Genomic DNA, 14,738 nt, shown 5'->3' on the forward strand with positions numbered 1-14,738 from the left:
AGGGTAAAAGTTTCCAGAGTAATGGTCCTTTAAAAGGACTTATAAGTTCAATTAATCAATTGAGTGCAGGTGATCAGGAGGGAGGTAAAGGCATTTTCAAATGCTTTTAGTTAACACAGCAGCGCGCTGGGCGCGATATACGAACGGCGAGAGCAGCACCGCGTTGACCCGGATTTGAAATAAGTCTTGTCATTTTCCTGATGTGTGGCGCTTTTCGTAAATGACAGATAAGACGACACGTTCACCCCTCCCCAAAAAATATAACACCATGCTGCAGTGTGTTAGCCAGATTCACTCTCACGCAAGGCACCTGTGATTTGAACGGGCGATGATATTACACCTGAGAGAAACGCCAGGGGGCATTTTTGATGCGTACTCACATCTTTGGACATTCAGCCCGTGCGTCGTAAATGGTAGTTAACCTGATAATCGTGGGTGTTTCTGTACATCACGGCATAGTTGATAAATGAACCCGTATTGCTGTATGAAAGCGAGTCGACTCTGAGTAGCAGGGTTTTCTCAGCGATATCCATCAGAAGCGACAGGTGCTTATCGGATAAAACCGGTCTTAATGACTCATAACTGCCCTCCAAGATAATGCCACACTCCTGCTCGATATAGTCAAATTTAGATTTTTCCAAATGGGCCAGGCTAAGGTCAGGAAATGTTTTTACTGGCATATAACTTTCTTCAAGCATTAGCAGCTTTTCATCAACATAACGTAACCGACGTGAGAAAAAGAGGCGTTCACCACTGTTTATGCGTAATTGGCCTGCTATGGCAGGAGGCGCGGCGATTAACTCGAACGTCAGTACCTTACTGATCACCTCCTTTCCCTGCAGTCGTAAGACTTCTGCCAGCCCGGTGAGCGAACTGGTTTCATGACTGATATCCTTTGCTGACACGTAGGTTCCGCTGCCATGCCGTCGCTCCAGCAACCCCTCACGGACCAGTACGTCTATTGCCTTACGCAGGGTCATTCTCGCCACGCCAAACTTGGTGGCGAGCACTTTTTCAGCCGGAATAGCACTCCCGACCGCGATAAAAGGTGAATTGAGTCGGAGACGCAGTTTTTCAGCGATAAATTTATAGATCACTTTTGTACCTCCTGAGAGGGGGACATCACCGTCAACAGGTTTAGCATAAAGTTAATGCGTGCACGGGGGAGTAATAAATACATTTTTTATTTTCTATGGCTGCACATGTGAGATGTCTAGTTATTACCATTAAAATAGACGTCATGATGAAAATTAAAACCATGAGGGCGCTCACGAAGTCGATAATGCCCCCCTCCGCCAGAGGCATGATTGCCTTATTTTGGCTGCGTTTACATTGACTTTAACGATATATCCTTGGAATCGTTACGTGAGGAACTTAAATGCTCAGTCAAATACAGCGCTTTGGCGGCGCCATGTTTACGCCGGTATTATTATTTCCCTTTGCCGGCATCATCGTTGGTGTTTCCATTATGTTACGCAACCCTTTATTTGTAGGGGAAGCATTAACGCATCCAGAGAGTTTATTTAACCAAATTATCTTCATTATTGAAGAGGGCGGATGGACGGTTTTTAGAAACATGCCGTTAATATTCGCGGTTGGCCTCCCGGTGGGGTTGGCAAAACAGGCTCAGGGACGAGCATGTCTGGCCGTTGTCGTCAGTTTTTTAACCTGGAATTATTTAATTAATGCCATGGGGAGCACCTGGGGCGATTTTTTTGCCGTCGATTTTTCCAAAGGAACAGAAGCCGGAAGCGGACTGGCCATGATCGCGGGGATAAAAACACTGGATACCAGCATCATCGGTGCCATCGTCATTGCCGGTCTGGTGACGGCGCTCCACAATCGTTATTTTGAAAAGCCGCTTCCGGTTTTCCTGGGTATTTTTCAGGGCTCATCTTTTGTCGTCATTGTTGCCTTCTTTGCGATGATCCCCTGTGCCTGGTTAACGCTGTTTGGCTGGCCCAAAATTCAAATGGGCATCGAGTCGCTTCAACAGTTTTTACGCGAAGCGGGCGCGATTGGCGTGTGGGTTTATACCTTTCTGGAACGCATTCTGATCCCAACCGGACTGCACCACTTTATCTATGGGCCTTTTATTTTTGGCCCGGCAGTGGTTGAAGGCGGCATCCAGGTTTACTGGGCAGAGCATCTGCAGGCGTTCAGCCAGAGTACGCAACCACTCAAGCAACTGTTTCCTCAGGGCGGTTTCGCGCTTCATGGCAACGCAAAAGTCTTCGGCGCAGTGGGGATTGCGTTGGCGCTCTATTCGACAGCCTCAGCGCGTCACCGGGTCAAAGTCGCAGGGTTGTTAATTCCGGCCACGTTGACTGCCGTCCTGGTCGGCATTACTGAACCCCTGGAGTTTACCTTCCTATTTATTTCGCCTCTGCTGTTTGCCGTGCACGCTGTGCTGGCCGCCAGCATGGCGACAGCAATGTATATGTGCGGCGTGGTGGGGAACTACGGTGGCGGCTTACTGGACCAGTTTCTGCCGCAAAACTGGATCCCAATGTTCCCTAACCATGCCGGCATGATCTTTACCCAAATCGGTATAGGCCTGGTTTTCACGGGGCTCTACTTCGTGATTTTTCACCAACTCATCCTGCGGCTGAACCTGAAAACACCCGGTCGGGACGACAGTGAAGTCAGGCTTTACAACAAGGCCGACTATCGGGCAGCGCGAGCAGCGCCAGCTTTCCCTGACGGGCATAACCCGCAACGCGATCAGGCTTGGGGTTTTCTGAATGCGCTGGGTGGGGCCAGCAATATAGCCAGCATCAATAACTGCGCCACGCGCCTGCGCATAACACTGGTCGATGAGGCCAAAACGCAGAATGATGCCGCGTTTATGGCGCTGGGCGCGCACGGTGTCGTCCGGCGTGGCAACGGTATTCAGATCATTGTGGGCTTACAGGTCCCCCAGGTGCGCGAGCAACTCGAAAGCCAAATGAAAGACCCGGCCCGGTCTGAAGTAACACTTACCATGGAGAAACCTTTATGAAGACATTCTCAGTTTTAATTGCGGGCGGCGGTAGCACCTTTACCCCGGGTATTGTGCTAATGCTCCTGGCGAACCGACACCGCTTTCCTTTACGCCAGCTGAAGTTTTACGACAATGACGCGGCCCGTCAGGAAACCATTGCCCGGGCCTGTAAGATTATTTTGCAGGAACAGGCACCTGATATTGCGTTCAGCTATACCACCGATCCGCAGGAAGCATTCAGCGATGTCGATTTTGTCATGGCGCATATTCGGGTGGGTAAATATCCCATGCGTGAGCAAGATGAAAAAATCCCCTTGCGTCATGGTGTTCTGGGCCAGGAAACCTGTGGGCCGGGTGGTATTGCCTATGGCATGCGCTCAATCGGCGGTGTTCTTGAGCTCGTCGATTATATGCAACAGTACTCACCCGACGCCTGGATGCTGAATTATTCCAACCCGGCCGCCATCGTGGCTGAGGCAACGCGACGCCTGCGACCTGAGGCGAAAATCCTGAATATTTGTGACATGCCGATTGGTATAGAAAATCGGATGGCAAAAATTGTCGGTCTGCAAGACCGCAAGCAAATGCGGGTGCGCTATTACGGGCTCAATCATTTTGGCTGGTGGACCGCGGTTGAAGATTTGAAGGGAAATGATTTGATGCCACAACTGCGCGAGTACGTGGCAAAGTACGGCTATGTTCCGCCCTCAGGATCCTCGTCAGTGGAGTCCAGCTGGAACGATACCTTCCTGAAGGCGCGCGATGTGCAAGCGCTGGACCCCCAGACGTTGCCCAATACCTATCTGAAATATTATTTGTTCCCAGATTATGTGGTCGCGCATTCCAACCCTGAACGCACCCGCGCGAATGAGGTCATGGAGCATCGTGAAAAGCAGGTGTTCAGCGCCTGCAGGGCAATCACCGATGCCGGGCATTCATCCGCCGGGGAGTTGGAGACAGACGAACATGCTTCCTATATTGTCGATCTGGCGACCGCGATCGCCTTCAATACCCAGGAGCGTATGCTGCTCATTGTGCCTAATCAGGGCGCTATCCCCAACTTTGATGCGGACGCGATGGTGGAAATTCCCTGTCTGGTGGGGCGCAACGGTGCTGAACCCCTTCAGGTTGGCGACATTCCGACTTTCCAGAAGGGGTTAATGAGTCAGCAGGTTGCGGTCGAAAAACTCGTGGTGGAGGCATGGGAACAGCGCTCCCGGCACAAGTTATGGCAGGCTATTACCTTATCTAAAACGGTACCAAGTGCCGCCGTTGCAAAAGCGATTCTCGACGATCTTATCGAGGCAAACAAAGCCTTCTGGCCGCCGTTGAGCTAGACCGCCCGTCAGCCAGCCTGGGTTCGGGTTCAGGCTGGCTCTCTTTAGCGCAAACAGGGCAAACCAGGAGAATCGAATGCCGTGAGGGATAACCCTGGGGATGCCGCGAGAGAGTCGTCAATATTCCAGGGTGCATTGCGCGGCCGTGCACGCCTGAGCCCGGCGTGCCGGAAAAACTCCAGCGCGTCATGCCTCTCCACCGTTGCGCATGCTTGATTTTCAGCGCGCATCCCGCCACATTAGCACCTCGTATCCTGCCGCTTGCAAAGGAGATGATCGTGTCGACTGTCACCCCACTGACCTTACTGAAGCGCATTGATGAACGCTACCGATCGCTCACCGGACATGGGCTTTACTGTCCTCATGATATCGATGACCGGTATCAGTGGCTGCATGAACAGGCGCCGTACAGCATTCTTGCCCACAGTAGCGCAGCCGATCCCGTGTTTGTCTATGCCAATCGTTGTGCGCTGAACTGCTTCAAATACAGTGCGGAAGAGATACGGCAACTGCCGTCACGACTCAGTGCCGGGCCTTTCGACAGGGAAGCACGACAGCACCTGCTGGATATGGTCAGACGCGATGGCATTGCCACCGGCTACAGCGGACCGCGTGTCGATAAGCAGGGCAAAAGCTTCATTATTTACGATGGCGAAGTGTGGCAGTCAGACGGACGGGATGAGGCGGGATGGGGCCAGGCCGCACTGTTCTGGCCCAGCCCCCGTCACGGGTTGGCAGCGATCTGATCGGCGCGACAACGCCTTTCTGCCGTGTGCCGACAGGTTTATACCCGGAACGCTTCTACCATGCCGCGTAATGCGTGCGCCTGTTCAGAAAGGGACTGAGAAGCAGAGGATGACTCTTCAACCAGCGCCGCGTTGTTCTGCGTGACGCTGTCCATCTGGCTGACGGCGACGCTCACCTGAGAAATGCCCTGCATTTGTTCGGAGGAGGCCAGTGAGATCTCATCCATCGCGCTGGCCAGGTCGCCTACCATGCTGACGATTTTGAGGATGCTTTCACCTGTGCCGTTGGCGACGTTGACGCCGCTGCCAATCTGTTTAACCGCCTGCTCAATCAGCGACTTAATCTCTTTTGCTGCAGTCGCGCTGCGCTGGGCCAGGGTACGGACTTCACCTGCGACAACGGCAAAACCCCGGCCCTGTTCGCCGGCACGCGCGGCCTCTACTGCAGCATTGAGGGCCAGGATATTGGTCTGAAAGGCGATGCCCTCAATAACGCCGGTGATATCGCGAATTTTAGATGCACTTAGCGAAATGTCGTTCATGGTTTCCGACATCCGGTGTACGTCATTTTCGCCACTGCGCGCCAGCACGGCGGTCTCTCGGGCAGTTGATGCCGTGCTTTGCGCACCGGCGGCGTTACTTTTCACCGTGGCGGTGAGCTGTTCCATGCTGGCTGCGGTTTCCTGCAGGGCGGCTGCCTGCTGTTCGGTCCGTGAGGACAGCTCCGTGTTCCCCTGGGCAATCTCTTCCGCTGCCAGCGCAACGTTACCCGAGGTCTGTTTGATCTCCGACACCAGAGCACGCAGTTTAGCCTGCATATCATCCAGTGAAGCCAGCAGGCTGGTGGAATCATTACGGCGGAGCGTGACGCTGGCGGTCAAATCGCCAGAGGCAATCGCGGCCGCCAGTTCCTGAGCCTGCGCAGGCTCACCGCCCAACTGGCGCATTAACACCCGGGTGATGACATAGCCGGTGGCGATGGAGAACAGCACCGAAAGCACGGATAAAAACACCAGCGTCAAGGACGCCCGGCTGGTTGCCGCGCTGTTAACTTCCACCGCGTTACGGCTGCTATGCATGAGAATGTCTGAGGTTTTGTTTAGCGCATCCAGCATATTGCGTTGCAAAGGGCGCAAGGTCTCCATGAGATAACGCGTCGCTTCATCTCGCTCATTCTTCAGCCCCAGTTGTCCTGCAGCTTCGAAAGCACTCATCACCGTGCCTTCAAGTTCTTTAATGCGGTTTAAGGCAGCCTGTTCTTCAGCCGTGGACTGGCTCTGCATGATCACCTCAAGCGTTGCACGGTTTTCCGTGAACAGTTTTTTTTGCGCTTCAACACGCTCCCATTCAGGCTGCATTTCCTTAACGTCGCTAAACAAGGCCAGATTTCGCACGGCTATTGCTAAATCCCTGAGTTCGCCGCGCATATCGAGAATTAGCTGGTACTTCCGCATTTTAACGTTCACGACCTCATCCATTCCGGTTTTAGCGTGATGCAGCGAGTTAACTGAGACAGAGGTGCAAATAATGGAAAGTAAAATTAACAAACCGAAACCGGTTGCAAGACGAGTGGAGATTTTCATGGATATGTTCCCGATGGATTGCTGTTTTGTTCTCTATCGGCACGAGTCAGGAAAATGATTAACAAAAAAACCAAAATTTACATAAGTATCGTTAATATTATTATTTTGAATTTAAAAAATGATCTTAATCAATAAATGACGATATTTTTGTTATGTCTTGAATATCGCAAGGGAATGGCCGAAAAATATGCAAAGGGTTGATGTTTTGAGTCGGGTTTAGGCGGGATTTTTTATTAAATCATAAATTTAAATGGTGGATGCCACTAACCCTGATCGGCTGGCAGCAAAGGGCAGGCACGACCTCGTAGTGAGACGGGATATGCGCTCGCCACTATCTTGCTCATTCGTTATCCCGTTTCGCTACCCTACAGATAACACCCTGAAATACGGTGTTGGGTAAGGTATGCCTGTGCGACGAACACAGCGCCTGTACAGCCGATAAATATGTGATCTGGGTAACAATCTTGACATGAATTTTAAGTTTATCAGACAGTTCCTTACGCCAGTTTCTTCACTATAGCGACTCCATTCACAGCATGGGAAAGCACAATGAGGAAACCGTTAGCAGTGGCCTGGTTGTTTTTGATCATTTCATTCGGCGCAACGGCGCAAAGTCTGACGCACAGCAGGGCCGATCCCGCCCATTATGCGGGATTAAAGACGCACACCAGCATCGCAGATACGCCGGAATCACCGGATGAGCATGTAAGGGAGAGGCAGCATAACGAGGGTAACGCATTGTGAAGTGATAAGATGGCTCGCCAGTGCGAGCCATCTTTTCGTCAGCGTGCAGCTCTGGGCGCCAGAAACTTCTTACCCAGTTTTATTCCCGGTTTTTCCACATAGTTAAACAGTAATGATGCCAGCGCGTAGGTCACTGGCATTGATACGGCGCAAACAATTAAAAAGCGCATCAGGTCATTTTGATACTCGATGTCGGTTTGATTGAGCAACAGCGCAATGGCCGGGATCACGATCAGCAGATGCAGCAAGTAGACCGAAAACGACACATCGCCCAGCCATGTGCTCAGACGGTTGTTTAACACCTTACGCGGAATGCGGATCAGTTTTGCCATCAGGCTGCTTTCCTGATACTGCCAGAGTACGGCCGCCATACCGATAATCATAAAGGCTTCCAGCATCACCTGCAGCTTAATGGCACCCAGCCCAATCAGCACGCTTACGGCCGGTCCGGCAAGAGCAAACAGCACGTACAGCAGGGATTTACGACGTACCGCTTCAGCCAGCAGCATGCCTGAAATAAACATATTCAGTTTAATCAGAATCATTGACGGCATTTCAAAGGCTTCGTAGTAGTCGGGCAGCAGGTAACGGCCTGCGCAACTCAGCGCCATCATGCTCAGCAGGGCGGTCGCGTATCCGAAGCGCATCACCGCCAGCATCATAAATGGAAACAGCAGATAGAACTGCATTTCCAGCCCAATGCTCCAGTCGGGCAGCGTGGTATTGAATCCATAGGCGGGCAGCACGCCAAACAGGAATGACAGATGCGTCAGCACGTTCATGAACGACTGATCCGCATAGCGTGAAGATTCTGTTGCGGTCCCGGAATAAAACTGGGCAATGGTATCGCGCATCTCACCAAACCAGGGGCCATAGATCAGGGCAACCGCCAGCAGCAGATAATAAAGCGGGGCAATGCGGAAAAAACGGCGTAACCAGAATTTTTTGATGGTTTCCGCGTGTTGCCAGGGCTCCTTGTGCTGGCGTTCCACATAGTTTTTTGCCATCAGATAGCCCGATAGCAGGATAAAGAGATCCACGCCAATGCCGGGTGAGGAGATCAAGGTAATATGGCAATGGATAAGCAGACTTATGTGTCCCAGCAGTACCCAAAGAGAAGCGATGCCGCGTAACCCCTCCAGTTCCGTGGACCAACCTCGTGTCGCAGACATGGTAAAACCCCGTTAATCAGTTAGTTATACTTGCACTAAGGCGGTAACTAAGCCCTAACGTGGTGGTTAAGTCCACCCGTTGAGAAAAAAGTAAGAGGATTCTGACACCATGATTAATAATTGATCGGCGAGATAATATGCTTGCTGATTATTTATGGCGGTTCAAACGGGAGCACGCAGTATGAATAAGCACGGCAATACCATGTTGATCACCGATGGGGGAACGGGCATTGGGCGCGCACTGGCGCATCGCCGGCATGATGCCGGGAACAAGGTGATTATTACCGGACGTCGTCAGGACGTGCTGGAGGAAGCGGCGGCCGGACGAGAAGGCATAGCGACCTGGGTTTTAGATGTCACCAATGCGGATGACGTCAGTCACGCCATTCCTCTGCTTATCCAGACGTATCCGCACCTGAATGTTTTAGTCAACAATGCTGGCGTCTTTAGCCCGGAGGACATCACTTCTCGCCGCGACATGAGCGATGTTGTGAGAATGACGGAAACCAATTTTATTGCGCCCGTCAGGCTCACCGATGCGCTAATCGATCACCTGAGCGCTCAGCCTGCTGCGGCCATTATTAACCTCTCGTCCGGGCTGGCATTTGTCCCTTTCCCGGCGTCGCCGACCTACAGCGCCACTAAAGCGGCACTTCACTCCTATACCGCAGCCCTTCGGCCGCTGTTAAAAGGGAAGGTTGAGGTGATTGAGATTGTCCCGCCACAGGTACAAACCGAATTAGCACCCGGGCAGTCTAAGGATCCTGACAGCATGCCGCTTGATGCCTTCGCCGATGAGGTTATGACGTTATTGCATAGCGGCACAACGCCCACCGAAGTCTGTGTGGAACGCGTGCGCTACTTTCGCGAGGCCGAAGCGAAAGGGCAGTTTGATGAGGCATTGCAGATGCTGGTGCAATACAGCTAAGAGCCGGCTCAGGCGCGAGGCGACAACGCAATTAATAACGTGGGTCCACATGACAGCACGCGCTGGCGCGTTCCCGCGCGCAAGCGGTTTACGCTGCGGAAGATCATGGCGAAGCCGTGACTGACCGCATGAGCCAGCTGTTCACCTGCTTCTGTCAGACAGACTTTCCGATTACGACGCGCAAACAGCGCAATACCTACATCAGTTTGATTGCCAGTCATGGCTCGCCGGGTTTTTATGCCCGTTATGGTTTCGAACCGGCATTGCTGCCAGAACGTGCGGGCATGTTTTTGCGAATCCAGGGGTAAAGATGAAAAAGGGGACGTCAGCGTCCCCCTGTTATCAGGCCAGTTTCAAAATGACCATGCCCAGCAATAACAGCACCAGCCCCGCCCAGCCCTTGGGGTTGAGCCGCTGACCAAACAGTATCCATCCTGCTGCCACGGTCGCGACGATACCAAAACCACCCCACAGGGCGTAAGCAACCGACAGATCGATGCCGTTAACCGCCTGAGACAGCGCGCTAAATGCCAGCAGCACGCAGGCCAGAGACAGCATCCCCGGGAGAATTTTTTTAAAGCCGTTGCTGTACTTAAGCAAAATATTTGCAGCTATCTCCAACAGGACCGCCAGTGCCAGCCAGGCAAAATGGATCAGATCAGGCAGGATCATGTTCTGCCTCCTTCACCTCACCGCTGCCGACTTTAATGAGCAGGATGCCGGTAATCAGCGTGATCAAACCGCAGATTTTCATTAACGATAAGGTTTCATCAAAAAGCTGCACGCTAAATAAGGTGATCAGCAGAATGCCGATCCCCTCCCAGAGTGCGTAAGCCACACCCAGCGCAATGCGCTTGATGGCGAAACTTAAAAAAAAATAAGAACAGGCAATCATTCCCAGCATGACCACATAACCCAGCTGACTCTGATTGAGACTGGACCATTTCATGGTCAGGGTACCGATAATTTCCGTAACAATAGCGAGTACTAATAATCCCCAGGCGCGCATGGGTTTTCTCCATTAATCAACGTCATGATTTACCGTGATGCGTAACGCAACGGCAGAAAAGAAATTGGCTGGCAGAAAGGGGACTATAGGGCGCTGCGCCAGTGCTGATCGACGGCGTTAACGCTGACAGGCGCGAGGGCAAAAAGGGGGTTGAAAAGCGTAATGAACATCCTGCTCATAATTAAACAATGCATCCACGTTATTGCTTCTCTTCAGTGGACGGGGAAAGCCTCCGGTAATTAACACAGTAGCGTTATATCATTAAAACCTGCCAGAACACAGCCTGTTTGTTTGGAATTTTGACAAATATCAAGTCAATATCGCTCTGATTTAGGCACGGTTGCGTTTCGGTAGAAAAAAAGCCGGACAGCAGTCCGGCTATGAAGTCGAATAAAACCTTACGCAGGGCGCGCGGGTTCAATGCGAACGGGCGCATCCCCCGCGACATAGTAGTCTGCGGTGCTGCGTGGCAGCGGCTGACGACCACGAATGCAGTCGGCTATCTTCTCACCGATCATAATGGTGGTCGCATTCAGATTACCCGTAATGATCAACGGCATAATGGATGCATCCACTACGCGCAGGCCTTCCAGCCCATGGACGCGGCCCTCGCCGTCCACCACCGCCATCTCGTCGTTACCCATTTTACAGGTGCCGCAGGGATGATAGGCCGTTTCGCCGTGATTACGCACAAACTCATCCAGTTCTTCATCAGTCTGGCACTCAATGCCCGGGCTGATTTCGCGGCCACGGTATTTATCGAGGGCCGGCTGATTAATGATCTCACGCGTAATGCGGATGGCATCGCGGAATTCGTGCCAGTCCTGCTCATGAGACATATAGTTAAACAGAATGGCAGGATGGCGACGTGGATCGCGCGATTTCAGGCGCACATGACCCCGGCTCGGCGACCGCATAGAGCCCACATGGCACTGGAATCCGTGCGCATCGACCGCATTTGACCCGTTGTAGTTAATGGCCACCGGCAGAAAGTGATACTGAATATTCGGCCAGCTAAACTCCTCACGGCTGCGAATAAACCCACCGGCTTCAAACTGGTTACTGGCCCCGATGCCGGTGCCATTAAACAGCCATTCTGCGCCAATCTTAGGCTGGTTCCACCACTTGAGAGCCGGATACAGGGAAACCGGCTCTTTGCACTCGTACTGCAGGTACATTTCCAGGTGATCCTGCAGGTTCTCGCCCACGCCGGGCAGGTCATGTACCACCGGAATATCGAACTGGTTCAGCAACTCGGCTGAACCCACGCCGGAACGCTGCAGGATTTGAGGGGAGGCAATGGCCCCTGCACACAGCAAGACTTCACGGCGGGCGTGAACCGTATGCAGCGTATTGCTGTCACCTATCATGTATTCCACGCCAATCGCGCGCTTTCCTTCAAACACAATCCGGTCCGTGGTGGCGTGGGTCACGATTTTCAGGTTCGGACGGCGTTTTGCCTGGTCAAGATAACCGCGCGCGGTGCTTGAACGACGGCCTTCCGGCGTGACGAAGCGATCCATTGGACCAAAGCCTTCCTGCTGATAGCCGTTAAGGTCATCGGTACGCGGATAGCCAGCCTGAACACCTGCCTGAATCATCGCCTCAAACAGAACGTTATTGCCTTTCTTCGGCGTGGTCACGCTGACCGGACCCTCTCCACCGTGGTAATCGTTGGCACCCGTATCACGGGTTTCTGATTTACGGTAGTAGGGCAGACAGTCCAGGTAGCTCCAGTTTTCCAGACCGGGCATGGTCGCCCAGTTGTCCAGATCCATGGCGTTACCGCGGATATAACACATGCCGTTAATCAGTGATGAACCGCCCAGGCCTTTGCCCCGGCCACACTCCATCCGGCGGTTGTTCATGTAAGGCTCAGGCTCCGTTTCGTAGGCCCAGTTATAACGTTTTCCCTGCAAAGGGTAAGCCAGCGCCGCAGGCATCTGGGTTCGAAAATCAAAACGATAATCGGGGCCGCCCGCTTCCAGCAGTAAGACATTCACATTGCTGTCTTCGGTCAGTCGGGTGGCCAGGACATTCCCTGCGGATCCGGCTCCAATGATAATGTAATCAAATTCCATTCGTCGCTCCTCAGGTAGGGGGATTAAAAGACAGACTGAAAGCGCGTCAGTTCCACCTGAACCGACTTCACCTGGGTGTAATTTTGCAGCGTCATCAGGCCGTTTTCACGTCCCACGCCAGAATGCTTGTATCCACCCACCGGCATTTCGGCGGCAGATTCACCCCAGGTGTTAATCCAGCAAATACCGGCTTCAATCTGATGAATAACGCGATGTGCGCGGTTAAGGTCTTGCGTGACCAGGCCAGCAGCCAGACCGAATTCGGTGTCATTGGCCCGACGTATCACTTCGTCTTCAGAGGTGTAGCTCAGAATTGACATCACAGGACCAAAGATTTCTTCACGGACAATTTTCATGTCATCACGGCAGTCGCTGAACACGGTGGGTTCAACCCAGGCGCCCTGATCGAACCCGTCTCCCGTCATGCGCTTGCCCCCGCAAAGCAGACGAGCCCCTTCGGCAATGCCGGACTCAATAAAGCGCATCACGTTGTCACGATGGTTAAAGCTGACCAGCGGTCCAAAGTTGGTCTCTGAATCGCGCAGGTCGCCTGCTTTGATGCGTGCCACGCGCTCAAGGATTTTGGCTTCAAAAGCCGACTGCAATGCGGCGGGCACGAAAACACGGGTACCGTTGGTGCAGACCTGGCCGGAACTGTAGAAGTTGGCCATCATGGCGATATCCGCGGCGAGATCGAGATCGGCATCATCAAAGATGATCAGCGGCGATTTACCGCCCAGCTCCATGGTGACGTCTTTCAGCGTTGAGCCTGCAGCATTCGCCATGACTTTCTTACCGCTGACGACGCCGCCGGTGAACGAGACTTTATCAATGCCGGGATGTTCGGTCAGCAACTGACCGGTCACCGCGCCCGTTCCCGGCAGCACGTTGAACACGCCATCCGGCACGCCCGCTTCCGTGTAGATTTCAGCCAGTTTCAGGGCCGTCAGTGGCGTAACTTCACTGGGCTTGAAGATCATGGCGTTGCCGGCGGCCAGAGCAGGCGCCGACTTCCACAGCGCGATCTGGATCGGATAGTTCCAGGCACCGATGCCTGCAACAACGCCCAGCGGTTCGCGGCGGGTATAAACAAACGAGGTATCACGCAGCGGAATTTGCTGGCCTTCCAGCGCAGGGATCAGCCCAGCGTAGTATTCCAGTACGTCGGCACCGGTCACGATGTCCACGCTGGAGGTTTCACTGAACGGCTTACCGGTATCAAGCATTTCCAGCTCAGCCAGCTCATCATTGCGCTCGCGCAGGATATCAACCGCACGACGCAGAATACGTGAGCGTTCCATTGCGGTCATCGCTGCCCAGATCTTTTGTCCTTTTCTGGCCGCGGCAACGGCGCGATCGACATCCTCGCGTCCGGCGATCTGAACATCAGCCAGAACCTCACCGTTGACCGGATTGATGCTCTGGAAGGTTTCTCCAGAGGTGGCGGCAACGTAGGTACCATTGATGTAGAGTTGTTGCTCGTTGAATCGGGACATAATTTCTCCTGGTTCGTTACGCATGTTCGCCCGCTAACTGCTGACGAATAAATTGGGTGGTCAGGGTGTGCGCTGTCGTCGGGTCAAAGGGCTTGCCGCTGAGTGCTGCACGAAGCCACAGGCCATCAATCATTGCGGCCAGCCCGTGAGCAGCGAGTCGGGCCCTGTCCTTAGGTAACTGGCGACGAAACTCGACGGCCAGCGATGAAAACAGACGTCGGTGGCTAACCCGTTCCAGACGTCGAAGCTGCGGCTGGTGCATACTGCTCGACCAAAAGTCCAGCCAGGCTTTCATCACGGCGCGTTCGACCTGACTTTCATCGAAGTTTCCCTCGACGATGGCGCACAGTCGTTCTTCGGCAGCGGCGTCAACCAACGGCAGCAAGCGTTGTGCGACCGCTTCACGCAACTGTCGGGTGATGTCGCGCATGGTAGCTTCCAGCAGACCGTTCTTGTCCTTGAAATAGTGACTAATAATCCCGGTCGAGACGCCCGCGCGTCGGGCAATCTGCGCGATAGTGGCATCGTTAATGCCGACATCGTTTATCGTTGCCAACGTCGCATCAATCAGCTGCCGACGCCGTATTGGCTGCATCCCTACTTTAGGCATGATGTTCACCCTAACCTGTAACTGAGCATCTATTTTAGTCTTTTTTTGA

General features: G+C 53.1%; 13 protein-coding genes. 4 read left to right on the forward strand and 9 right to left on the reverse strand.

What is annotated here, in order from left to right:
• Positions 1-392 precede the first annotated feature (392 nt).
• Complete coding sequence (locus GKC68_RS09665; RefSeq protein ID WP_342656785.1) at positions 393-1,097, reverse strand: GntR family transcriptional regulator; 705 nt, start codon at positions 1,095-1,097, stop codon at positions 393-395.
• A 281-nt stretch (positions 1,098-1,378) separates the two neighbouring features.
• Between GKC68_RS09665 and GKC68_RS09670 the strand changes: the two genes are divergently transcribed.
• From GKC68_RS09670 to GKC68_RS09680, 3 genes are all read left to right on the forward strand, one after another.
• Entirely contained in the window at positions 1,379-3,001 is a 1,623-nt protein-coding gene (locus GKC68_RS09670) for an alpha-glucoside-specific PTS transporter subunit IIBC (protein WP_047714949.1), read from the forward strand.
• A complete protein-coding gene (locus GKC68_RS09675) occupies positions 2,998-4,320 on the forward strand; it encodes a 6-phospho-alpha-glucosidase (protein WP_272843149.1) in 1,323 nt (440 codons plus the stop codon). Before GKC68_RS09670 ends, GKC68_RS09675 begins: the two co-directional genes overlap by 4 nt.
• 272 nt (positions 4,321-4,592) lie before the next feature.
• Complete coding sequence (locus tag GKC68_RS09680) at positions 4,593-5,066, forward strand: MEKHLA domain-containing protein (protein ID WP_033778020.1); 474 nt, start codon at positions 4,593-4,595, stop codon at positions 5,064-5,066.
• A 38-nt stretch (positions 5,067-5,104) separates the two neighbouring features.
• Here GKC68_RS09680 and GKC68_RS09685 read toward each other — a convergent pair whose 3' ends face one another.
• Entirely contained in the window at positions 5,105-6,649 is a 1,545-nt protein-coding gene (locus GKC68_RS09685) for a methyl-accepting chemotaxis protein (protein ID WP_058705646.1), read from the reverse strand.
• Positions 6,650-7,431: 782 nt separating this feature from the next.
• Positions 7,432-8,565, reverse strand: a complete 1,134-nt coding sequence (locus GKC68_RS09690; RefSeq protein ID WP_028723433.1) for an acyltransferase — start codon at positions 8,563-8,565, stop codon at positions 7,432-7,434.
• 181 nt (positions 8,566-8,746) lie between these two features.
• On the opposite strand from GKC68_RS09690, the gene GKC68_RS09695 reads away from it, so the two are divergent.
• The gene (locus GKC68_RS09695; RefSeq protein WP_058705648.1) at positions 8,747-9,493 is read left to right on the forward strand and encodes an SDR family NAD(P)-dependent oxidoreductase; all 747 of its coding nucleotides are present in this window, start codon (positions 8,747-8,749) and stop codon (positions 9,491-9,493) included.
• 8 nt (positions 9,494-9,501) lie between these two features.
• Here GKC68_RS09695 and GKC68_RS09700 read toward each other — a convergent pair whose 3' ends face one another.
• The 6 genes from GKC68_RS09700 to betI all read right to left on the reverse strand — a co-directional run bounded on the left by GKC68_RS09700 (position 9,502) and on the right by betI (position 14,689).
• Positions 9,502-9,714: a hypothetical protein gene (locus GKC68_RS09700; RefSeq protein ID WP_058707425.1), complete on the reverse strand. Its 213-nt coding sequence runs from the start codon at positions 9,712-9,714 to the stop codon at positions 9,502-9,504.
• Between the two features lie 121 nt (positions 9,715-9,835).
• Complete coding sequence (mdtI, locus tag GKC68_RS09705) at positions 9,836-10,165, reverse strand: multidrug/spermidine efflux SMR transporter subunit MdtI (RefSeq protein WP_058705650.1); 330 nt, start codon at positions 10,163-10,165, stop codon at positions 9,836-9,838.
• The gene (gene mdtJ, locus GKC68_RS09710) at positions 10,152-10,502 is read right to left on the reverse strand and encodes a multidrug/spermidine efflux SMR transporter subunit MdtJ (protein WP_047714955.1); all 351 of its coding nucleotides are present in this window, start codon (positions 10,500-10,502) and stop codon (positions 10,152-10,154) included. The genes mdtI and mdtJ overlap by 14 nt, the downstream gene beginning before the upstream one ends.
• A gap of 398 nt (positions 10,503-10,900) precedes the next feature.
• The gene (gene betA, locus GKC68_RS09715) at positions 10,901-12,583 is read right to left on the reverse strand and encodes a choline dehydrogenase (protein WP_058705652.1); all 1,683 of its coding nucleotides are present in this window, start codon (positions 12,581-12,583) and stop codon (positions 10,901-10,903) included.
• 23 nt (positions 12,584-12,606) lie between these two features.
• Positions 12,607-14,079: a betaine-aldehyde dehydrogenase gene (gene betB, locus GKC68_RS09720; RefSeq protein WP_028723439.1), complete on the reverse strand. Its 1,473-nt coding sequence runs from the start codon at positions 14,077-14,079 to the stop codon at positions 12,607-12,609.
• A 16-nt stretch (positions 14,080-14,095) separates the two neighbouring features.
• Positions 14,096-14,689, reverse strand: coding sequence for a transcriptional regulator BetI (betI, locus tag GKC68_RS09725; protein ID WP_342656786.1), 594 nt, complete (start codon positions 14,687-14,689; stop codon positions 14,096-14,098).
• Positions 14,690-14,738 lie beyond the last annotated feature (49 nt).

The sequence above is a fragment of the Pantoea sp. RSPAM1 genome (assembly GCF_038816185.1).
In the GTDB taxonomy this organism is placed as follows: domain Bacteria; phylum Pseudomonadota; class Gammaproteobacteria; order Enterobacterales; family Enterobacteriaceae; genus Pantoea; species Pantoea ananatis.

Coding starts and splice junctions, on each gene's coding strand:
- mdtJ (WP_047714955.1), bottom strand. CDS start 10,502: ATGCGCGCCTGGGGATTATTAGTACTCGCTATTGTTACGGAAATTATC.
- mdtI (WP_058705650.1), bottom strand. CDS start 10,165: ATGATCCTGCCTGATCTGATCCATTTTGCCTGGCTGGCACTGGCGGTC.
- GKC68_RS09690 (WP_028723433.1), bottom strand. CDS start 8,565: ATGTCTGCGACACGAGGTTGGTCCACGGAACTGGAGGGGTTACGCGGC.
- betA (WP_058705652.1), bottom strand. CDS start 12,583: ATGGAATTTGATTACATTATCATTGGAGCCGGATCCGCAGGGAATGTC.
- GKC68_RS09670 (WP_047714949.1), top strand. CDS start 1,379: ATGCTCAGTCAAATACAGCGCTTTGGCGGCGCCATGTTTACGCCGGTA.
- GKC68_RS09700 (WP_058707425.1), bottom strand. CDS start 9,714: ATGACTGGCAATCAAACTGATGTAGGTATTGCGCTGTTTGCGCGTCGT.
- betI (WP_342656786.1), bottom strand. CDS start 14,689: ATGCCTAAAGTAGGGATGCAGCCAATACGGCGTCGGCAGCTGATTGAT.
- GKC68_RS09685 (WP_058705646.1), bottom strand. CDS start 6,649: ATGAAAATCTCCACTCGTCTTGCAACCGGTTTCGGTTTGTTAATTTTA.
- betB (WP_028723439.1), bottom strand. CDS start 14,079: ATGTCCCGATTCAACGAGCAACAACTCTACATCAATGGTACCTACGTT.
- GKC68_RS09695 (WP_058705648.1), top strand. CDS start 8,747: ATGAATAAGCACGGCAATACCATGTTGATCACCGATGGGGGAACGGGC.
- GKC68_RS09680 (WP_033778020.1), top strand. CDS start 4,593: ATGATCGTGTCGACTGTCACCCCACTGACCTTACTGAAGCGCATTGAT.
- GKC68_RS09675 (WP_272843149.1), top strand. CDS start 2,998: ATGAAGACATTCTCAGTTTTAATTGCGGGCGGCGGTAGCACCTTTACC.